The 15,093-nt window shown below is 69.8% G+C and carries 13 protein-coding genes and 1 pseudogene; 13 read left to right on the top strand and 1 reads right to left on the bottom strand.

From position 1 onward, the window contains the following. On the top strand, positions 1–1,227 hold the full coding sequence (gene manA, locus NF20_RS16225; RefSeq protein WP_003874557.1) for a mannose-6-phosphate isomerase, class I: 1,227 nt from the start codon (positions 1–3) through the stop codon (positions 1,225–1,227). Here manA and NF20_RS16220 read toward each other — a convergent pair. Then, entirely contained in the window at positions 1,205–2,614 is a 1,410-nt protein-coding gene (locus NF20_RS16220; protein WP_019733460.1) for an FAD-dependent oxidoreductase, read from the bottom strand. The genes manA and NF20_RS16220 overlap by 23 nt on opposite strands. 63 nt (positions 2,615–2,677) lie before the next feature. On the opposite strand from NF20_RS16220, the gene NF20_RS16215 reads away from it, so the two are divergent. The 12 genes and pseudogenes from NF20_RS16215 to hpf all read left to right on the top strand — a co-directional run bounded on the left by NF20_RS16215 (position 2,678) and on the right by hpf (position 14,905). Beyond that, positions 2,678–4,195: an amino acid permease gene (locus NF20_RS16215; RefSeq protein WP_019733461.1), complete on the top strand. Its 1,518-nt coding sequence runs from the start codon at positions 2,678–2,680 to the stop codon at positions 4,193–4,195. Positions 4,196–4,318: 123 nt separating this feature from the next. Beyond that, a complete protein-coding gene (locus tag NF20_RS16210; protein ID WP_019733462.1) occupies positions 4,319–5,566 on the top strand; it encodes an alkane 1-monooxygenase in 1,248 nt (415 codons plus the stop codon). After that, positions 5,563–5,736, top strand: coding sequence for a rubredoxin (locus NF20_RS16205; protein WP_011725947.1), 174 nt, complete (start codon positions 5,563–5,565; stop codon positions 5,734–5,736). The genes NF20_RS16210 and NF20_RS16205 overlap by 4 nt, the downstream gene beginning before the upstream one ends. Before the next feature lie 4 nt (positions 5,737–5,740). After that, positions 5,741–5,923, top strand: a complete 183-nt coding sequence (locus tag NF20_RS16200) for a rubredoxin (RefSeq protein ID WP_009978741.1) — start codon at positions 5,741–5,743, stop codon at positions 5,921–5,923. 15 nt (positions 5,924–5,938) lie between these two features. After that, the gene (locus NF20_RS16195) at positions 5,939–6,571 is read left to right on the top strand and encodes a TetR family transcriptional regulator (RefSeq protein ID WP_003874563.1); all 633 of its coding nucleotides are present in this window, start codon (positions 5,939–5,941) and stop codon (positions 6,569–6,571) included. Positions 6,572–6,679: 108 nt separating this feature from the next. Next, on the top strand, positions 6,680–8,170 hold the full coding sequence (gene ahcY, locus NF20_RS16190) for an adenosylhomocysteinase (protein ID WP_003874564.1): 1,491 nt from the start codon (positions 6,680–6,682) through the stop codon (positions 8,168–8,170). A gap of 86 nt (positions 8,171–8,256) precedes the next feature. Next, positions 8,257–8,886: pseudogene (locus tag NF20_RS16185) on the top strand (dTMP kinase). 80 nt (positions 8,887–8,966) lie between these two features. Next, positions 8,967–9,653: a two-component system response regulator MtrA gene (gene mtrA / locus NF20_RS16180; protein WP_007168097.1), complete on the top strand. Its 687-nt coding sequence runs from the start codon at positions 8,967–8,969 to the stop codon at positions 9,651–9,653. 58 nt (positions 9,654–9,711) lie between these two features. Next, the gene (gene mtrB, locus NF20_RS16175) at positions 9,712–11,409 is read left to right on the top strand and encodes an MtrAB system histidine kinase MtrB (RefSeq protein ID WP_080576384.1); all 1,698 of its coding nucleotides are present in this window, start codon (positions 9,712–9,714) and stop codon (positions 11,407–11,409) included. Next, the gene (lpqB, locus tag NF20_RS16170; protein ID WP_009978734.1) at positions 11,409–13,166 is read left to right on the top strand and encodes an MtrAB system accessory lipoprotein LpqB; all 1,758 of its coding nucleotides are present in this window, start codon (positions 11,409–11,411) and stop codon (positions 13,164–13,166) included. The genes mtrB and lpqB overlap by 1 nt, the downstream gene beginning before the upstream one ends. A gap of 122 nt (positions 13,167–13,288) precedes the next feature. Then, complete coding sequence (locus NF20_RS16165) at positions 13,289–13,930, top strand: ComF family protein (protein WP_023860905.1); 642 nt, start codon at positions 13,289–13,291, stop codon at positions 13,928–13,930. A 294-nt stretch (positions 13,931–14,224) separates the two neighbouring features. Continuing rightward, on the top strand, positions 14,225–14,905 hold the full coding sequence (gene hpf / locus NF20_RS16160; protein ID WP_009978732.1) for a ribosome hibernation-promoting factor, HPF/YfiA family: 681 nt from the start codon (positions 14,225–14,227) through the stop codon (positions 14,903–14,905). The last annotated feature ends 188 nt before the right edge of the window (positions 14,906–15,093 follow it).

Genomic DNA, 15,093 nt, shown 5'->3' with positions numbered 1-15,093 from the left:
GTGGAGCTGCTTCGCGGGGCTTTGAGAACATACGCATGGGGTTCGCGTACCGCCATCGCCGAATTCACCGAACGACCGGTGCCGGCGGCGCACCCGGAGGCCGAACTCTGGTTCGGCGCCCACCCGGGCGACCCGGCCTGGCTGGAGACCGACAACGGCGAGATCACGTTGCTCGACGCGCTGCGCGCCGACCCGGAGGGACAGCTCGGTCCGGGGTCGCGGGCCCGGTTCGGTGACGTGCTGCCGTTTTTGGTCAAGGTGCTGGCCGCCGACGAGCCGCTGTCGCTGCAGGCACACCCGAGCGCCGAGCAGGCGGCCGAGGGCTACCTGCGCGAGGAGCGGCTCGGCATCCCGCTGAACTCGCCGGTGCGCAATTACCGCGACACCTCGCACAAGCCGGAGTTGCTGGTCGCGCTGTATCCGTTCGAGGCGCTGGCCGGGTTCCGCCCGGCGTCGCGCACCGTCGAGCTGCTGCGGGCGCTGGCCGTCTCCGATCTCGATCCCTTCATCGAGTTGCTGGGCGACCAGTCCGACGCCGACGGCCTGCGCGCGCTGTTCACCACCTGGATCACCGCCCCGCAGCCCGACATCGACGTGCTGGTGCCCGCCGTGCTGGACGGCGCAATCGCCTATCTCAGTTCGGGCGCAACGGAATTCGCGGCCGAGGCCAAGACCGTGCTCGAGCTGGGCGAGCGCTATCCCGGCGACGCCGGGGTGCTGGCGGCGTTGCTGCTCAACCGGGTCAGCCTCGCCCCGGGCGAGGCCATCTTCGTCTCGGCCGGCAACCTGCACACCTATCTGCGGGGCTTCGCCGTGGAGGTGATGGCCAACTCCGACAACGTGTTACGCGGCGGCCTGACTCCCAAGCACGTCGACGTGCCCGAGCTGCTGCGGGTGCTCGACTTCGCGCCCACCACCGAGGACCAGCTGCGCCCGCGCGTGCGGCGCGAGGGCTTCGGGCGGATCTATGAGACCCCGACCGACGAGTTCGCCGTCGCGCTGTTGGAGCTGGAGGACGAGTACGTCGGCCACGAGGTGGACGCCACCTGCAGCCACGACGGCCCGCAGATCCTGCTGTGCATCCAGGGCTGCACGACCGTGCACGGCAAATCCGGCTCGCTGCGGCTCAAGCGCGGCATGGCCGCTTGGGTGGCCGCCGACGATGCCCCGATCCGGCTGGTCGCCCACGAACCCACCAAGCTGTTCAGGGCGACGGTCGGGCTGTAGCGGTCCCCGGCCGGCCCGCCCGGCGGCGCTGCCCCAGCCACAGCCGCATGTTGTGCCCGACGGCGCGCCCGACGATGCGGGGCGGCGGGATCAGGTAGAGGCTGTCCAGCAGCGAGAACCGGCGCAGAAACCATTCCGCCAGAACGGGTTCGGTCTCGGCGGCGCCCAGGAACTGGTCGAACAGCGCGCCCGACGGTCGCCACCACCACGGGGCGGGTCGTTTGGTGGTGGCGTGGTGGAAGGTGACGTCGCCGATGGCGTTCATCGTCCACACCGGGAAGGTGGTCTTGGCGGTGGCCCGGTACAGCGCCGCGGCCAGCCGGTCGTCGGGGCATCGCAGCGCGCGGCGCAGATGACCGGCCTGCAGCGCGGTCATCGTCATCCCCTGGCCGAAGGTGGGGTTGAAGCTGGCCACCGCGTCGCCGAGGGCGACGACGCCGGCCGGGACGCGGTCCAGCTTGTCGTAGCGGCGCCACCGGCTGGCCGGAAAGGCGTGAAACGCGGGATCGCCCAGCGGCTCGGCCCGGGCCAGCGCGTCGCCGAAGTGGGCGGGCAGCAAGCGGCGCGCCAGCGTCAGCATTTCGGGGAACGTGCGGGGCGGTTTGGCGTCGGCCACCCCGAACGTGGTCAACACCCAGACCCGGTCCTCGTAGCACAGCATGCCCAGCCCCAGCGGCTCGTCGTGCGAGGCGCCGGCCACCACCACCTTCTGGGCGATCAGCCCGTCGGGGATGCGGAAGTGCTGGGTGGCGTAGTTGATGCCGATGTCGATCACCTCTTCGGGTGGGCGCTGAAAACCCCACTGCGACAACCACACCGGCAATCGGGTGCCGCGCCCCGCCGCGTCGACCACCAGATCCGCGGCGACGAACTCCGCGGACCCGCCGGCGACCGGGTCCAGCCACACCCCGGTCACCCGCGCTCGCGCCGGGTCGAACCGCGGCTGGGCCACCGAGCGGCGCAGCACCGTCACGTTGCCGATGGCGTGCACCCGTTTGCGCAGCTGCCATTCCAGCTGCGGACGGCTGGGCACGTAGGCGGTGAACTCGTCGCGCAGGGTTTGCCCGGTGCCCAGCACGTGGCCGGCGGCGCCCAGATGGATGCACTCGGGCCGGTTGTGCAGCCTGGGCACGCCGGCGGCCGTCATGTCGTCGAGCAGGCCGGGAAACAGCTTCTCGAATTCGATCGCCCCGCGCGCCATCAGCAGGTGCAGGTGCCGGTCCTGCGGGACGGTCGCCCGGCTGGCCGGCGCGGCCGGCAACTCGTCGCGCTCGCAGACCGTCACCGCCGAATACGACTCCGACAGCACCCGCGCCGCGCACAGGCCGGCGATGCTTCCCCCGATGACCAGCGCGTGCTCCCGCGCGTTTGCTTTGCCGTCCGGCATCTGCGGAGACTACCCAGTACTGTGACGGACCAATGGCTCCCAGCGTTGGGAAAGGGCGGTTGAATGGCCAGTCGATGGCGGACGAAGTCGGTGGAACAGTCGATCGCCGACACCGACGAGCCGGACACCCGGCTGCGCAAGGACCTGACCTGGTGGGACCTGGTCGTGTTCGGCGTCGCGGTGGTGATCGGCGCCGGCATCTTCACCGTCACCGCGTCGACGACCGGCGACATCACCGGCCCGGCCATCTGGGTGTCGTTCGTGATCGCGGCGGGCACCTGCGCGCTGGCGGCGCTGTGCTACGCCGAGTTCGCCTCCACCCTGCCGGTGGCCGGCAGCGCCTACACCTTCTCCTACGCCACCTTCGGGGAGTTCCTGGCCTGGATCATCGGCTGGAATCTGCTGCTGGAGTTGGCCATCGGCGCCGCGGTGGTGGCCAAGGGCTGGTCCAGCTATCTGGGCACGGTGTTCGGATTCTCCGGCGGCACAGTCAAATTCGGGGCCGCCCAGCTCGACTGGGGTGCGCTGGTGATCGTCGGTGGGGTGGCCACCCTGATCGCGCTGGGCACCAAGCTGTCGTCGAGGTTCTCCGCGGTGATCACCGGGATCAAGGTGTCGGTGGTGGTGTTCGTCGTGGTGGTCGGCATCTTCTACATCAAGCGCGCCAACTACTCGCCGTTCATCCCCAAGCCGGAGGCCGGCGGCCAGGCCAAGGGCATCGACCAGTCGGTGCTGTCGCTGCTGACCGGGGCGCACACCAGCCACTACGGCTGGTACGGCGTGCTGGCCGGGGCGTCCATCGTGTTCTTCGCGTTCATCGGGTTCGACATCGTGGCCACCATGGCCGAGGAGACCAAGCATCCGCAGCGCGACGTCCCCCGGGGCATCCTGGCGTCGCTGGGCATCGTTACGCTGCTCTACGTGGCGGTCGCCGTCGTGTTGTCCGGCATGGTGTCCTACACCCAACTCAAGACGATGCCGGGCCGCGGGCAGGCCAACCTGGCCACCGCCTTCACCGCCAACGGCATCCACTGGGCGAGCAAGATCATCTCCATCGGCGCACTGGCCGGGCTGACCACGGTCGTGATGGTGCTGATGCTCGGTCAGTGCCGGGTGCTGTTCGCGATGGCGCGCGACGGGCTGTTGCCGCGGGCGCTGGCCAAGACCGGGTCGCGGGGCACGCCGGTGCGCATCACCGTGCTGGTCGCCCTGGTGGTGGCGGTGACGGCGTCGGTGTTCCCGATCACCAAGCTCGAGGAGATGGTCAACGTCGGAACGCTGTTCGCCTTCGTCCTGGTCTCCGCCGGGGTGATGGTGCTGCGCCGCACCCGACCGGACCTGGAGCGGGGCTTCAAGGCGCCGTGGGTGCCGGTGCTGCCGATCGCCTCGATCGGCGCCTGCGTGTGGCTGATGCTCAACCTCACCGCGCTCACTTGGGTCCGGTTCGGCATCTGGCTGGTGGTGGGCACGGCGATCTACGCCGGCTACGGCTACTGGCACTCGGTGCAGGGCCGCCGCGACGCCGGCGAACCCGACCGCAGCGACGCGCTGGCGGCCGACCCCAACAGCCCGGTGCCGTAAAGCCACTTAAAGCCACTTAAAGCCACCTGGCTTTACAAACAGGCGTCTTTTGTCTAGACAGGAGACGTAGACGCCGGTATTGTCAACCTCCAACGTGGTGTGACTCACAAGGAGGTTTGCCAAATGACCACCGTTGACCTACAACCTTCCTCGGAACCGGCCGCCTGGCGGGACAAGAAGCGCCGGCTGTGGCTGATGGGGCTGATCGCGCCGACGGCGCTGTTCGTGATGCTGCCGCTGGTCTGGGCCCTGAACCGGCTGGGCTGGCACGCCGCCGCCCAGGTGCCGCTGTGGATCGGGCCGATCCTGCTCTACGTCCTGTTGCCGATCCTCGACCTGCGCTTCGGCCCCGACGGCCAGAACCCGCCCGACGAGGTGATGGAGCGGCTGGAGAACGACAAGTACTACCGCTACTGCACCTACGTCTACATCCCGTTCCAGTACCTGAGCGTGATCCTGGGCGCCTACCTGTTCACCGCCACCGACCTGAGCTGGCTGGGCTTCCACGGCGGCCTCGGCTGGGCGGGCAAGCTGGGGCTGGCGCTGTCGGTCGGCGTGCTCGGCGGCGTCGGCATCAACACCGCGCACGAGATGGGCCACAAGAAGGACTCGCTGGAGCGCTGGCTGTCCAAGATCACCCTGGCCCAGACCTGCTACGGCCACTTCTACATCGAGCACAACCGCGGCCACCACGTGCGGGTGGCCACGCCGGAGGACCCGGCGTCGGCCCGGTTCGGGGAGACCTTCTGGGAGTTCTTGCCGCGCAGCGTGTTCGGCAGCCTGCGTTCCGCGCTGCGGCTGGAAGCCCAACGGCTGCGCCGGCTCGGCAAGAACCCGTGGAACCCGCTCACCTACCCGTCCAACGACGTGCTCAACGCCTGGGCGATGTCAATCGTGTTGTGGGGCGTGCTGATCGCGGTCTTCGGCCCGGGGCTCATCCCATTCGTGGTCATCCAGGCGGTGTTCGGCTTCAGCCTGCTCGAGGCGGTCAACTACCTGGAGCACTACGGGCTGCTGCGGCGCAAGATCGACTCGCCTTCGGGGAAAGCGCGCTACGAGCGGTGCACACCCGAGCACAGCTGGAACTCCGACCACGTCGTCACCAACCTGTTCCTCTACCACCTGCAGCGGCACAGCGATCACCACGCCAACCCGACCCGGCGCTACCAGACGCTGCGCAGCCTGGACGGCTCGCCCAACCTGCCCAGCGGGTACGCGTCGATGATCTCGCTCACCTACTTCCCGCCGCTGTGGCGCAAGGTGATGGACCATCGGGTGCTGGCCCACTACGGCGGCGACATCACCCGGGTCAACGTGTCGCCGCGGCGGCGCGCCAAGCTGCTGGCCCGCTACCCGGCGGTGACGGCATGACCCGCTACCGCTGCCCCGGCTGCGACTACATCTACGACGAGGCCAAAGGTGCTCCGCGGGAAGGCTTTCCGGCCGGGACTCCGTTTGCCGACATCCCCGACGACTGGTGCTGTCCCGATTGCGCGGTGCGCGAGAAGGTCGATTTCGAAAACCTGATTGGACAGGAGTGAACCGATGAGCGACTACAAGCTGTTCGTCTGCGTGCAGTGCGGATTCGAGTACGACGAGGCCAAGGGCTGGCCGGAGGACGGCATCGCCCCGGGCACCCGCTGGGACGACATCCCGGAGGACTGGAGCTGCCCGGACTGCGGCGCGGCGAAGAGCGACTTCGAGATGGTGGAAGTGGCGCGGCCCTGATCGGGCTGAAACCCGATGCCCAAACCCGATATTGTCGCGGCTGTGAAGCGGATGCCGTACGCCGAGGCGTCGCGCGCCCTGCTGCGTGACTCGGTGCTGGATGCGATGCGGGATCTGCTGGTGACCCGGGACTGGTCGGCCATCACGCTGTCCGACGTGGCCCGGGCCGCCGGCATCAGCCGTCAGACCATCTACAACGAGTTCGGCTCCCGGCAAGGCCTGGCGCAGGGGTACGCGCTGCGCTTGGCCGACCGCCTGGTCGACACCATCCACGAGGCCCTGGACGCCCACGTCGGCAACATCTACGAGTCGTTCCTGGACGCCTTCCGCAGGTTCTTCGCCGACGCGGCGGCCGACCCGCTGGTGACCTCGCTGCGCACCGGCGTCGCCAAGCCCGACCTGTTGCAGCTGATCACCACCGACAGCGCGGTCATCATCACCCGCGCGTCGGCCCGGCTGGCCTCGGCGCTGACGCACACCTGGGTGTCCACCACCGACGAGGACGCCGGGGTGCTGGCCCGCGCCATCGTGCGGCTGGCGCTGAGCTACGTGTCGATGCCGCCCGAGGCCGACCACGACGTGGCCGCCGATCTGGCCCGGTTGATGACGCCGTTCGCCGAGCGGCACGGCGTCGTCAACGTCGGGTGAGCGTTCCCTGGCCGCGGCGGGGCGCCGACCCGCGACTACAGTGGCGCAAGAACATACCTAAGCTAATTACCCAGTGATCCCCGGACGGCAGGAACAGGAAGAGAACCCATGACGACGACCGAAAACGCGCTCACCCCCGACGTTCGCAACGGCATCGAGTTCAAGGTCGCCGATCTGTCGCTGGCCGACTACGGGCGCCGCGACATCGAGCTCTCGGAGCAGGAGATGCCGGGTCTGATGTCGCTGCGCCGGGAGTACCACGACGTGCAGCCGCTCAAGGGCGCGCGCATCTCCGGCTCGCTGCACATGACCGTGCAGACCGCGGTGCTGATCGAGACGCTGGTGGCGCTGGGCGCCGAGGTGCGCTGGGCGTCCTGCAACATCTTCTCCACCCAGGACCACGCCGCCGCGGCGGTCGTCGTCGGCCCACACGGCACCCCCGAGGAGCCCCGGGGCGTGCCGGTGTTCGCGTGGAAGGGCGAGACGCTCGAGGAGTACTGGTGGGCCGCCGAGCAGGCGCTGACCTGGCCTCCGCTCGCGGACGGGACAGAGGCGCCGGCCAACATGATCCTCGACGACGGCGGCGACGCCACCATGCTGGTGCTGCGCGGCGCCCAGTACGAGAAGGCCGGCGTGGTGCCGCCCGACGACGAGGACGACTCCGCCGAGCACCGGGTGTTCCTCAACCTGCTGCGCGAGCGCTTCGAGACCGACAAGACCAAGTGGACCAAGATCTCCGAGTCGATCAAGGGCGTCACCGAGGAGACCACCACCGGGGTGCTGCGGCTGTACCAGTTCGCCGCGGCCGGTGATCTGGCGTTCCCGGCGATCAACGTCAACGACTCGGTCACCAAGAGCAAGTTCGACAACAAGTACGGCTGCCGGCACTCGCTGATCGACGGCATCAACCGCGGCACCGACGTGCTGATCGGCGGCAAGAACGTGCTGGTCTGCGGCTACGGTGACGTCGGCAAGGGCAGTGTGGAGTCGCTGGCCGGGCAGGGCGCCCGGGTGACCGTCACCGAGATCGACCCGATCAACGCGCTGCAGGCGCTGATGGAGGGCTACAACGTCAAGCGGGTGGAGGACGTCATCGGCGAGGCCGACATCGTCATCACCGCCACCGGCAATAAGGACATCATCACCCTCGAGCACATGAAGGCGATGAAGGACAAGGCCATCCTGGGCAATATCGGCCACTTCGACAACGAGATCCAGATCGCCCGGCTGGAGAAGTCCGGCGCCATCAAGACCAACATCCGCCCGCAGGTCGACCTGTGGACCTTCCCGGACACCGGCAAGTCGATCATCGTGCTCTCCGAGGGCCGGCTGCTGAACCTGGGCAACGCCACCGGGCACCCGTCGTTCGTGATGAGCAACAGCTTCTCCAACCAGGTGATCGCCCAGATCGAGCTGTGGACCAAGAACGACGAGTACGACAACGAGGTGTACCGGCTGCCCAAGCACCTCGACGAGAAGGTGGCCCGCATCCACGTGGAGGCCCTGGGCGGCGAGCTGACCAAGCTCACCAAGGAGCAGGCCGAGTACATCGGCGTCGACGTCGACGGCCCGTACAAGGCCGACCACTACCGCTACTGAGCGCGCTGCCGGGCGCCGGCGGCCACAGCGCCGGCGGCCCGAGCGTGAACTTAGATTCACGCTCGGCGGCCCGATAGGCTCGCGCCGTGCTGATCGCGATCGAGGGCGTCGACGGCGCCGGCAAGCGGACACTGGCCGAGGGTCTGCGCAAGGCCTTCGAGGCGGCGGGACAGTCGGTGGCCACGCTGGCCTTCCCGCGGTACGGGCGCTCGGTGACCGCCGACATCGCAGCCGAGGCGCTGCACGGCGAGCACGGCGACCTGGCGTCGTCGGTGTACGCGATGGCGATGCTCTTCGCGCTGGACCGGGCCGCGGCCGTCGGCGACATCGAGGGCCTGCGCCGCGACCACGACGTGGTGATCATGGACCGCTACGTCGCCTCCAACGCGGCCTACACCGCCGCGCGCCTGCACCAGGACGCCGACGGGCCCGCGGTCGCCTGGGTGCACACCCTGGAGTACGGCGGCTGAAACTGCCCGCACCCGACCGGCAGGTGCTGCTGGCGGTCTCGGCCGAGCTGGCCGCGGAGCGCGCACGCAGCCGGCCGAGTCCGATCCGGGCCGCGCGCGGGACATCTACGAACGCGACGACGGGCTGCAGGAACGCACCGGCGCGGTGTACGCGCAGCTGGCCGCCGCGGGCTGGGCGGTGCCTGGCGGGTCGTCGACGCGGACGTCGACCCGGCCCGGCTGGCCGCCGATTTGGCGGCCGAATAGCACAGATTTGTCACGATTCGGCCGTATCCGAGAAGAAACGCCCGTGTGGCGCCCCAATTTTGTCCCGATCTGGTGACACCATGGACTCCATGAGGCAAAGGATTCTCGTCGTCGATGACGACGCTTCGCTCGCCGAGATGCTCACCATCGTGCTGCGTGGGGAGGGTTTCGACACTGCGGTCATCGGTGACGGCACCCAGGCCCTGACCGCGGTACGCGAGCTGCGCCCCGACCTGGTCCTGTTGGACCTGATGCTGCCGGGCATGAACGGCATCGACGTGTGCCGGGTGCTGCGCGCCGACTCCGGCGTGCCGATCGTGATGCTGACCGCCAAGACCGACACCGTCGACGTGGTCCTGGGCCTCGAGTCGGGCGCCGACGACTACATCATGAAGCCGTTCAAGCCCAAGGAGCTGGTGGCCCGGGTGCGGGCGCGGCTGCGCCGCAACGACGACGAACCCGCCGAGATGCTGTCCATCGCCGACGTGGAGATCGACGTTCCGGCGCACAAGGTCACCCGCAACGGCGAGCAGATCTCGTTGACCCCGCTGGAATTCGACCTGCTGGTGGCGTTGGCGCGCAAACCGCGGCAGGTGTTTACTCGTGATGTGCTGCTCGAACAGGTGTGGGGCTATCGGCACCCGGCGGACACCCGCCTGGTGAACGTGCACGTCCAGCGTCTGCGGGCCAAGGTCGAGAAAGACCCTGAGAACCCGACCGTGGTGTTGACCGTTCGAGGAGTGGGTTACAAGGCCGGACCTCCGTGATCGCCGGCTGCGCCGGCGAAGATGCAGAACGGAGTGATGCTGAGGAGCGGCGTCATTGATGATGTGGGGCTCCCGGCGACGTACGCGGAGCCGCTGGGGGCGCTCCGGTCCGATGACTCGCGGCATGGGCGCGGTGAGCCGGGCGGTGGGCACGGCCTGGCGGCGCTCGCTGCAGCTGCGGGTGGTGGCGCTGACCCTGGGGCTGTCCCTGGCGGTCATCCTGGCGCTGGGCTTCGTGCTGACGTCCCAGGTCACCAATCGCGTGCTCGACGTCAAGGTGAAGGCCGCCATCGAGCAGATCGAGCGGGCCCGCACCACGGTCGGCGGGATCGTCAACGGCGAAGAGGCGCGCTCGCTGGACAGCAGCCTGCAGCTGGCGCGCAACACGCTGACATCTAAGACCGATTCGGCCTCGGGGGCGGGGACGGCCGGCACCTTCGACGCCGTGCTGATGGTGCCCGGTGACGGCCCACGCGCGGCCACCACGGCCGGCCCCGTCGATCAGGTGCCCGCTTCGCTGCGGGGCTTCGTCAAGGCCGGGCAGGCGTCCTACCAGTACGCCACCGTGCACACCGACGGGTTCTCCGGGCCGGCGCTGATCGTCGGCAGCCCGGCCTCCTCCCAAGTGGCCAACCTGGAGCTGTACCTGATCTTCCCGCTGAAGAACGAACAGGCCACCATCCAGCTGGTGCGCGGCACCATGATCACCGGCGGCGCCGTGCTGCTGGTGCTGCTGGCCGGGATCGCGCTGCTGGTGTCGCGGCAGGTGGTGGTGCCGGTGCGTTCGGCGTCGCGCATCGCCGAACGGTTCGCCGAGGGGCATCTGTCCGAACGGATGCCGGTGCGCGGCGAGGACGACATGGCCCGGCTGGCGATGTCGTTCAACGACATGGCCGAGAGCCTGTCGCGGCAGATCACCCAACTGGAGGAGTTCGGAAACCTGCAGCGCCGCTTCACTTCCGACGTGAGCCACGAGCTGCGCACCCCGCTGACCACGGTGCGCATGGCCGCCGACCTGATCTACGACCACAGCGCCGACCTCGATCCGACGCTGGCGCGCTCCACCGAGCTGATGGTCAACGAGCTGGACCGGTTCGAGTCGCTGCTCAACGACCTGCTGGAGATCTCCCGGCACGACGCCGGGGTCGCCGAGCTGTCCGTCGAGGCCGTCGACCTGCGCAGCACGGTGCAGAGCGCGCTGAGCAACGTGGGGCATCTGGCCGAGGACGCCGGCATCGAACTGCAGGTGGAGCTGCCGGCCGAGGAGGTCATCGCCGAGGTCGACACCCGCCGGGTGGAGCGGATCCTGCGCAACCTGATCGCCAACGCCATCGACCACGCCGAGCACAAGCCGGTCAAGATCCGGATGGCCGCCGACGAGGACACCGTCGCGGTCACCGTCCGCGACTACGGGGTGGGGTTGCGGCCCGGCGAGGAGAAGCTGGTGTTCAGCCGGTTCTGGCGGGCGGACCCGTCGCGGGTGCGCCGCTCCGGCGGCACCGGCCTGGGCCTGGCGATCAGCATCGAGGACGCCCGGCTGCACCAGGGCCGGCTGGAGGCGTGGGGCGAACCGGGCGTCGGCTCGTGCTTCCGGCTCACCCTGCCGCTGGTCCGCGGCCACAAGGTGACCACCAGCCCGCTGCCGATGAAGCCGATCCCGCAGCCGGCCCCGTCCGGTGGGCAGTCCCCGTCGACCGGCCCGCAACACGCGAAAGACCGTGCGCGCCAACGCGAGCACGCCGAAAGGTCGCTGTGATGGGGCGTAAGCTCCTGGGCCTGCTGATGCTGGCCGTGCTGCTCGCCGGCTGCGCCGGGGTGCCCAGTTCGTCGGCGCCGCAAGCCATCGGCACCGTCGAGCGGCCGGCGCCGTCGAACCTGCCCAAGCCCACCCCGGGCATGGACCCCGACGTGTTGCTGCGCGAATTCCTCAAGGCGACAGCCGATCCCGCGAACCGGCATCTGGCGGCGCGCCAGTTCCTCACCCAGTCGGCGTCCAACGCCTGGGACGACGCCGGCAGCGCGCTGCTGATCGACCACGTCGTGTTCGTGGAAACCCGTGCGGCCGAACGTGTTTCGGCGACGATGCGGGCCGACATCCTGGGTTCGCTGTCGGACATGGGGGTGTTCGAGACCGCCGAGGGGGTGCTGCCCGACCCGGGGCCGATCGAGTTGGTCAAGACCTCCGGCGGCTGGCGGATCGACCGCCTGCCCAACGGGGTGTTCCTGGACTGGCAGCAGTTCCAGGCCACCTACAAGCGCAACACGCTGTATTTCGCCGACCCGACCGGCAAGACCGTGGTGCCCGATCCGCGCTACGTCGCGGTGCCCGACCACGATCAGCTGGCCACCGAGCTGGTCTCCAAGCTGATCGCCGGGCCGCGGCCCGAAATGGCGCACACCGTGCGCAATCTGCTGGCCCCGCCGCTGCGGCTGCGCGGGCCGGTGACCCGGGCCGACGGCGGCAAGAGCGGGATCGGACGGGGCTACGGCGGCGCGCGCATCGACCTGGAGAAGCTGTCCACCACCGATCCGCACAGCAGGCAATTGGTTGCGGCACAGATCATTTGGACCCTGGCCCGGGCCGACATCCGGGGCCCGTACGTGATCAACGCCGACGGCGCGCCGCTGGACGACCGGTTCCGCGACGGCTGGACCACCTCCGACGTCGCCGCCACCGACCCCGGCGTCGCCGACGGCGCGGGCGCCGGGCTGCATGCCCTGGTGAACGGCTCACTGGTGTCGCTGGACGGGCAGCACACCGTCGTGGTGCCCGGGGCGTTCGGGCGGATGGGCGATCAGACCGGCGCCGCGCTGTCGCGCAACGGCCGCCAGGTGGCGTCGGTGGTGACGCTGCACCGCGGCGCCCCGGACATGGCGGCCTCGTTGTGGATCGGTGATCTGGGCGCCGAGGCGGTGCAGTCCGCCGACGGGCACAGCCTGTCGCGGCCCACCTGGTCGCTGGACGACGTGGTCTGGGTGGTGGTCGACGGCAACAACGTGCTGCGGGCGATTCAGGAGCCGGCGTCCGGGCAGCCCGCCCGGCTGCCGGTGGACTCGGTGGCGGTGGCCACCCGGTTCCCGGGGCCGATCACCGACCTGCAGCTGTCCCGGGACAGCACCCGCGCCGCGATGGTGATCGGCGGCCAGGTGATCCTGGCCAGCGTCGAGCAGACCCAGGCCGGCCAGTACGCCCTGACGTATCCGCGCCGGCTCGGTTTCGGGCTGGGCAATTCGGTGGTGTCGCTGTCCTGGCGCACCGGCGACGACATCGTGGTGACCCGCACCGACCCCAGCCACCCGGTCTCCTACGTCAACCTCGACGGGGTCAACTCCGACGCCCCGCCGCACGGTGTGCAGATGCCGGTGACGACGGTGGTGGCCAACCCGTCCACCGCCTATGTCGCGGGTCCCCAAGGGGTGCTGCAGTATTCGCCGTCGGCGGACGGCCAGCAGGGCTGGTCGGAGGTGCCCGGGCTGACGGTGCCCGGCGCCGCGCCGGTGCTGCCGGGCTAGCGGCGATCGCCAGGGCGGCCGCAAGGCCGGGCGCAGCGGGTCGCCGCCGTCGGGCTAGCGGCGATCGCCAGGGCGGCCGCAAGGCCGGGCGCCACCTGTCACCCCGCCGCCACACTGGCGGCATGCTCGACCTGTTCCTGCCGGCCGAATGCGGCGGCTGCGCGGCGCCGGCGACCCGCTGGTGCCCGGCCTGCGCGGCCGAGCTGGTCGTCAAACCCGACGAACCGCACGTGGTGAACCCGCGCGTCGACCCGGGCGTCCCGGTGTTCGCGCTCGGCCGCTACGCCAACACCCGGCGGCGCGCCCTCCTGGCGCTCAAGGAACACGGCCGCGCCGACCTCGTCGCGCCGCTGGCGGGCGCCCTGGCCGTCGCGGTGCACCGGCTGCTGTGCTGGGGCATCGTCGCCACCCCGCTGATCGTCGTGCCCGCCCCCACACGACGGTCGGCCGCGCGCCGCCGCGGCGGCGATCCCGTCACCCGGCTGGCGCGCGCCGCGGTGGCCCGCCATCCCGACATCGCCGTCGCCTCGGTGTTGCGGATCCGGGCGCTCACCCGCGACTCGGTGGGGCTGGGCACTGCCGAGCGGGAACGCAACATCGCCGGCCGGGTGGTGCTGCGGGGCCGGCCCGCGCCGCTGCCGGGCGCCGACGTCCTCGTCGTCGACGACGTCGTCACCACTGGGGCGACGGCGCGCGAGTCGGTGCGCGTCCTGCACGCGGCGGGGGCCCGGGTCGCCGCCGTGCTGGCGATCGCGGCGGCGTGAATCGCGATGTGAAGAACACGCAACAGCTCGACGAAATTAGTGGCATCGGCAGCCGAACACGAGCTAACGTCGAGGACAACATCATCGACTCTGGTTCGACTCACTGGTCGCGATATTTCCAGGTTGAGACCCACGCGGAAGGGGTGAGTAATCGACACCTTGCTCCGGCGGGCAGCCTGCGGCGGTAGCCAGTCTCGAACCGCTCTCACCTCGTCGGCGCATCACATCAGCCGGGCACGCAGGGCGCGTGCGACGTGAAAGAGAAACGAGTTGTCACGTATGTCAAGGCTATCCGTGGATTCCGGTCAGATTCTGGACCAGTCGTCGCCCAGCACCGACGGGCAAGGCCAACCGACGGCCACCGCCGAAGTCGTGTTCAAGGGCCGCAACGTAGAAATCCCCGATCACTACCGTCTGTACGTCTCGCAAAAACTCGCCCGCCTCGAGCGGTTCGACCGCTCGATCTATCTCTTCGACGTCGAACTCAAGCACGCGCCCAACCGGCGGCAGCGCAAGTCCTGTCAACGGGTGGAGATCACCGCCCGCGGCCGCGGCCCCGTCAGCCGGGCGGAGGCCTGCGCCGACAGCTTCTACGCCGCCTTCGAGTCCGCGGTCGACAAGCTGGAGAACCGGCTGCGCCGGGTCAAGGATCGCCGCAAGGTGCACTACGGCGACAAGACCCCGGTCTCGCTGGCCGCCGCCACCGCGGTGCCCCCGCGCGCGCCGCTGCCCAGTGAGCCGCAGCCGGCGGCCGACCATGACGGCGTGGAGCCCGACACCGAGCTCGACCGGGAGCCCGGGCGCATCGTGCGCACCAAGGAGCACCCGGCCATCCCGATGACGGTCGACGACGCGCTCTACGAAATGGAACTCGTCGGGCACGACTTCTTTCTCTTCCAGGACAAGCAGACCGAACGGCCCTGTGTGGTCTACCGCCGGCACGCCTACGACTACGGCCTGATCCGCCTGGCCTGACTGATCCCGTCGTCCGCCGAACGTCGACTTTATTGCGCGATTTCGGGCGAATCCGCACCACGAGTCGACGTTCGGCGTCCAAAGAGCGACGTCACCTAGGATGGGTGTCGCCAAAGACCCCGATCCGGCCCGACGACGACGCAGAGCGCGCAGCGCGATGCGCAGGAGCCGGGCAATCAGACCGTAGA

Origin of the sequence: Mycobacterium sp. MAC_080597_8934 (assembly GCF_000523975.1) — a bacterium.
Taxonomy (GTDB): Bacteria; Actinomycetota; Actinomycetes; order Mycobacteriales; family Mycobacteriaceae; genus Mycobacterium; species Mycobacterium avium.
Note: the sequence above shows the minus strand (reverse complement) of the source record. Positions and strands in the feature narration are given on the sequence as shown.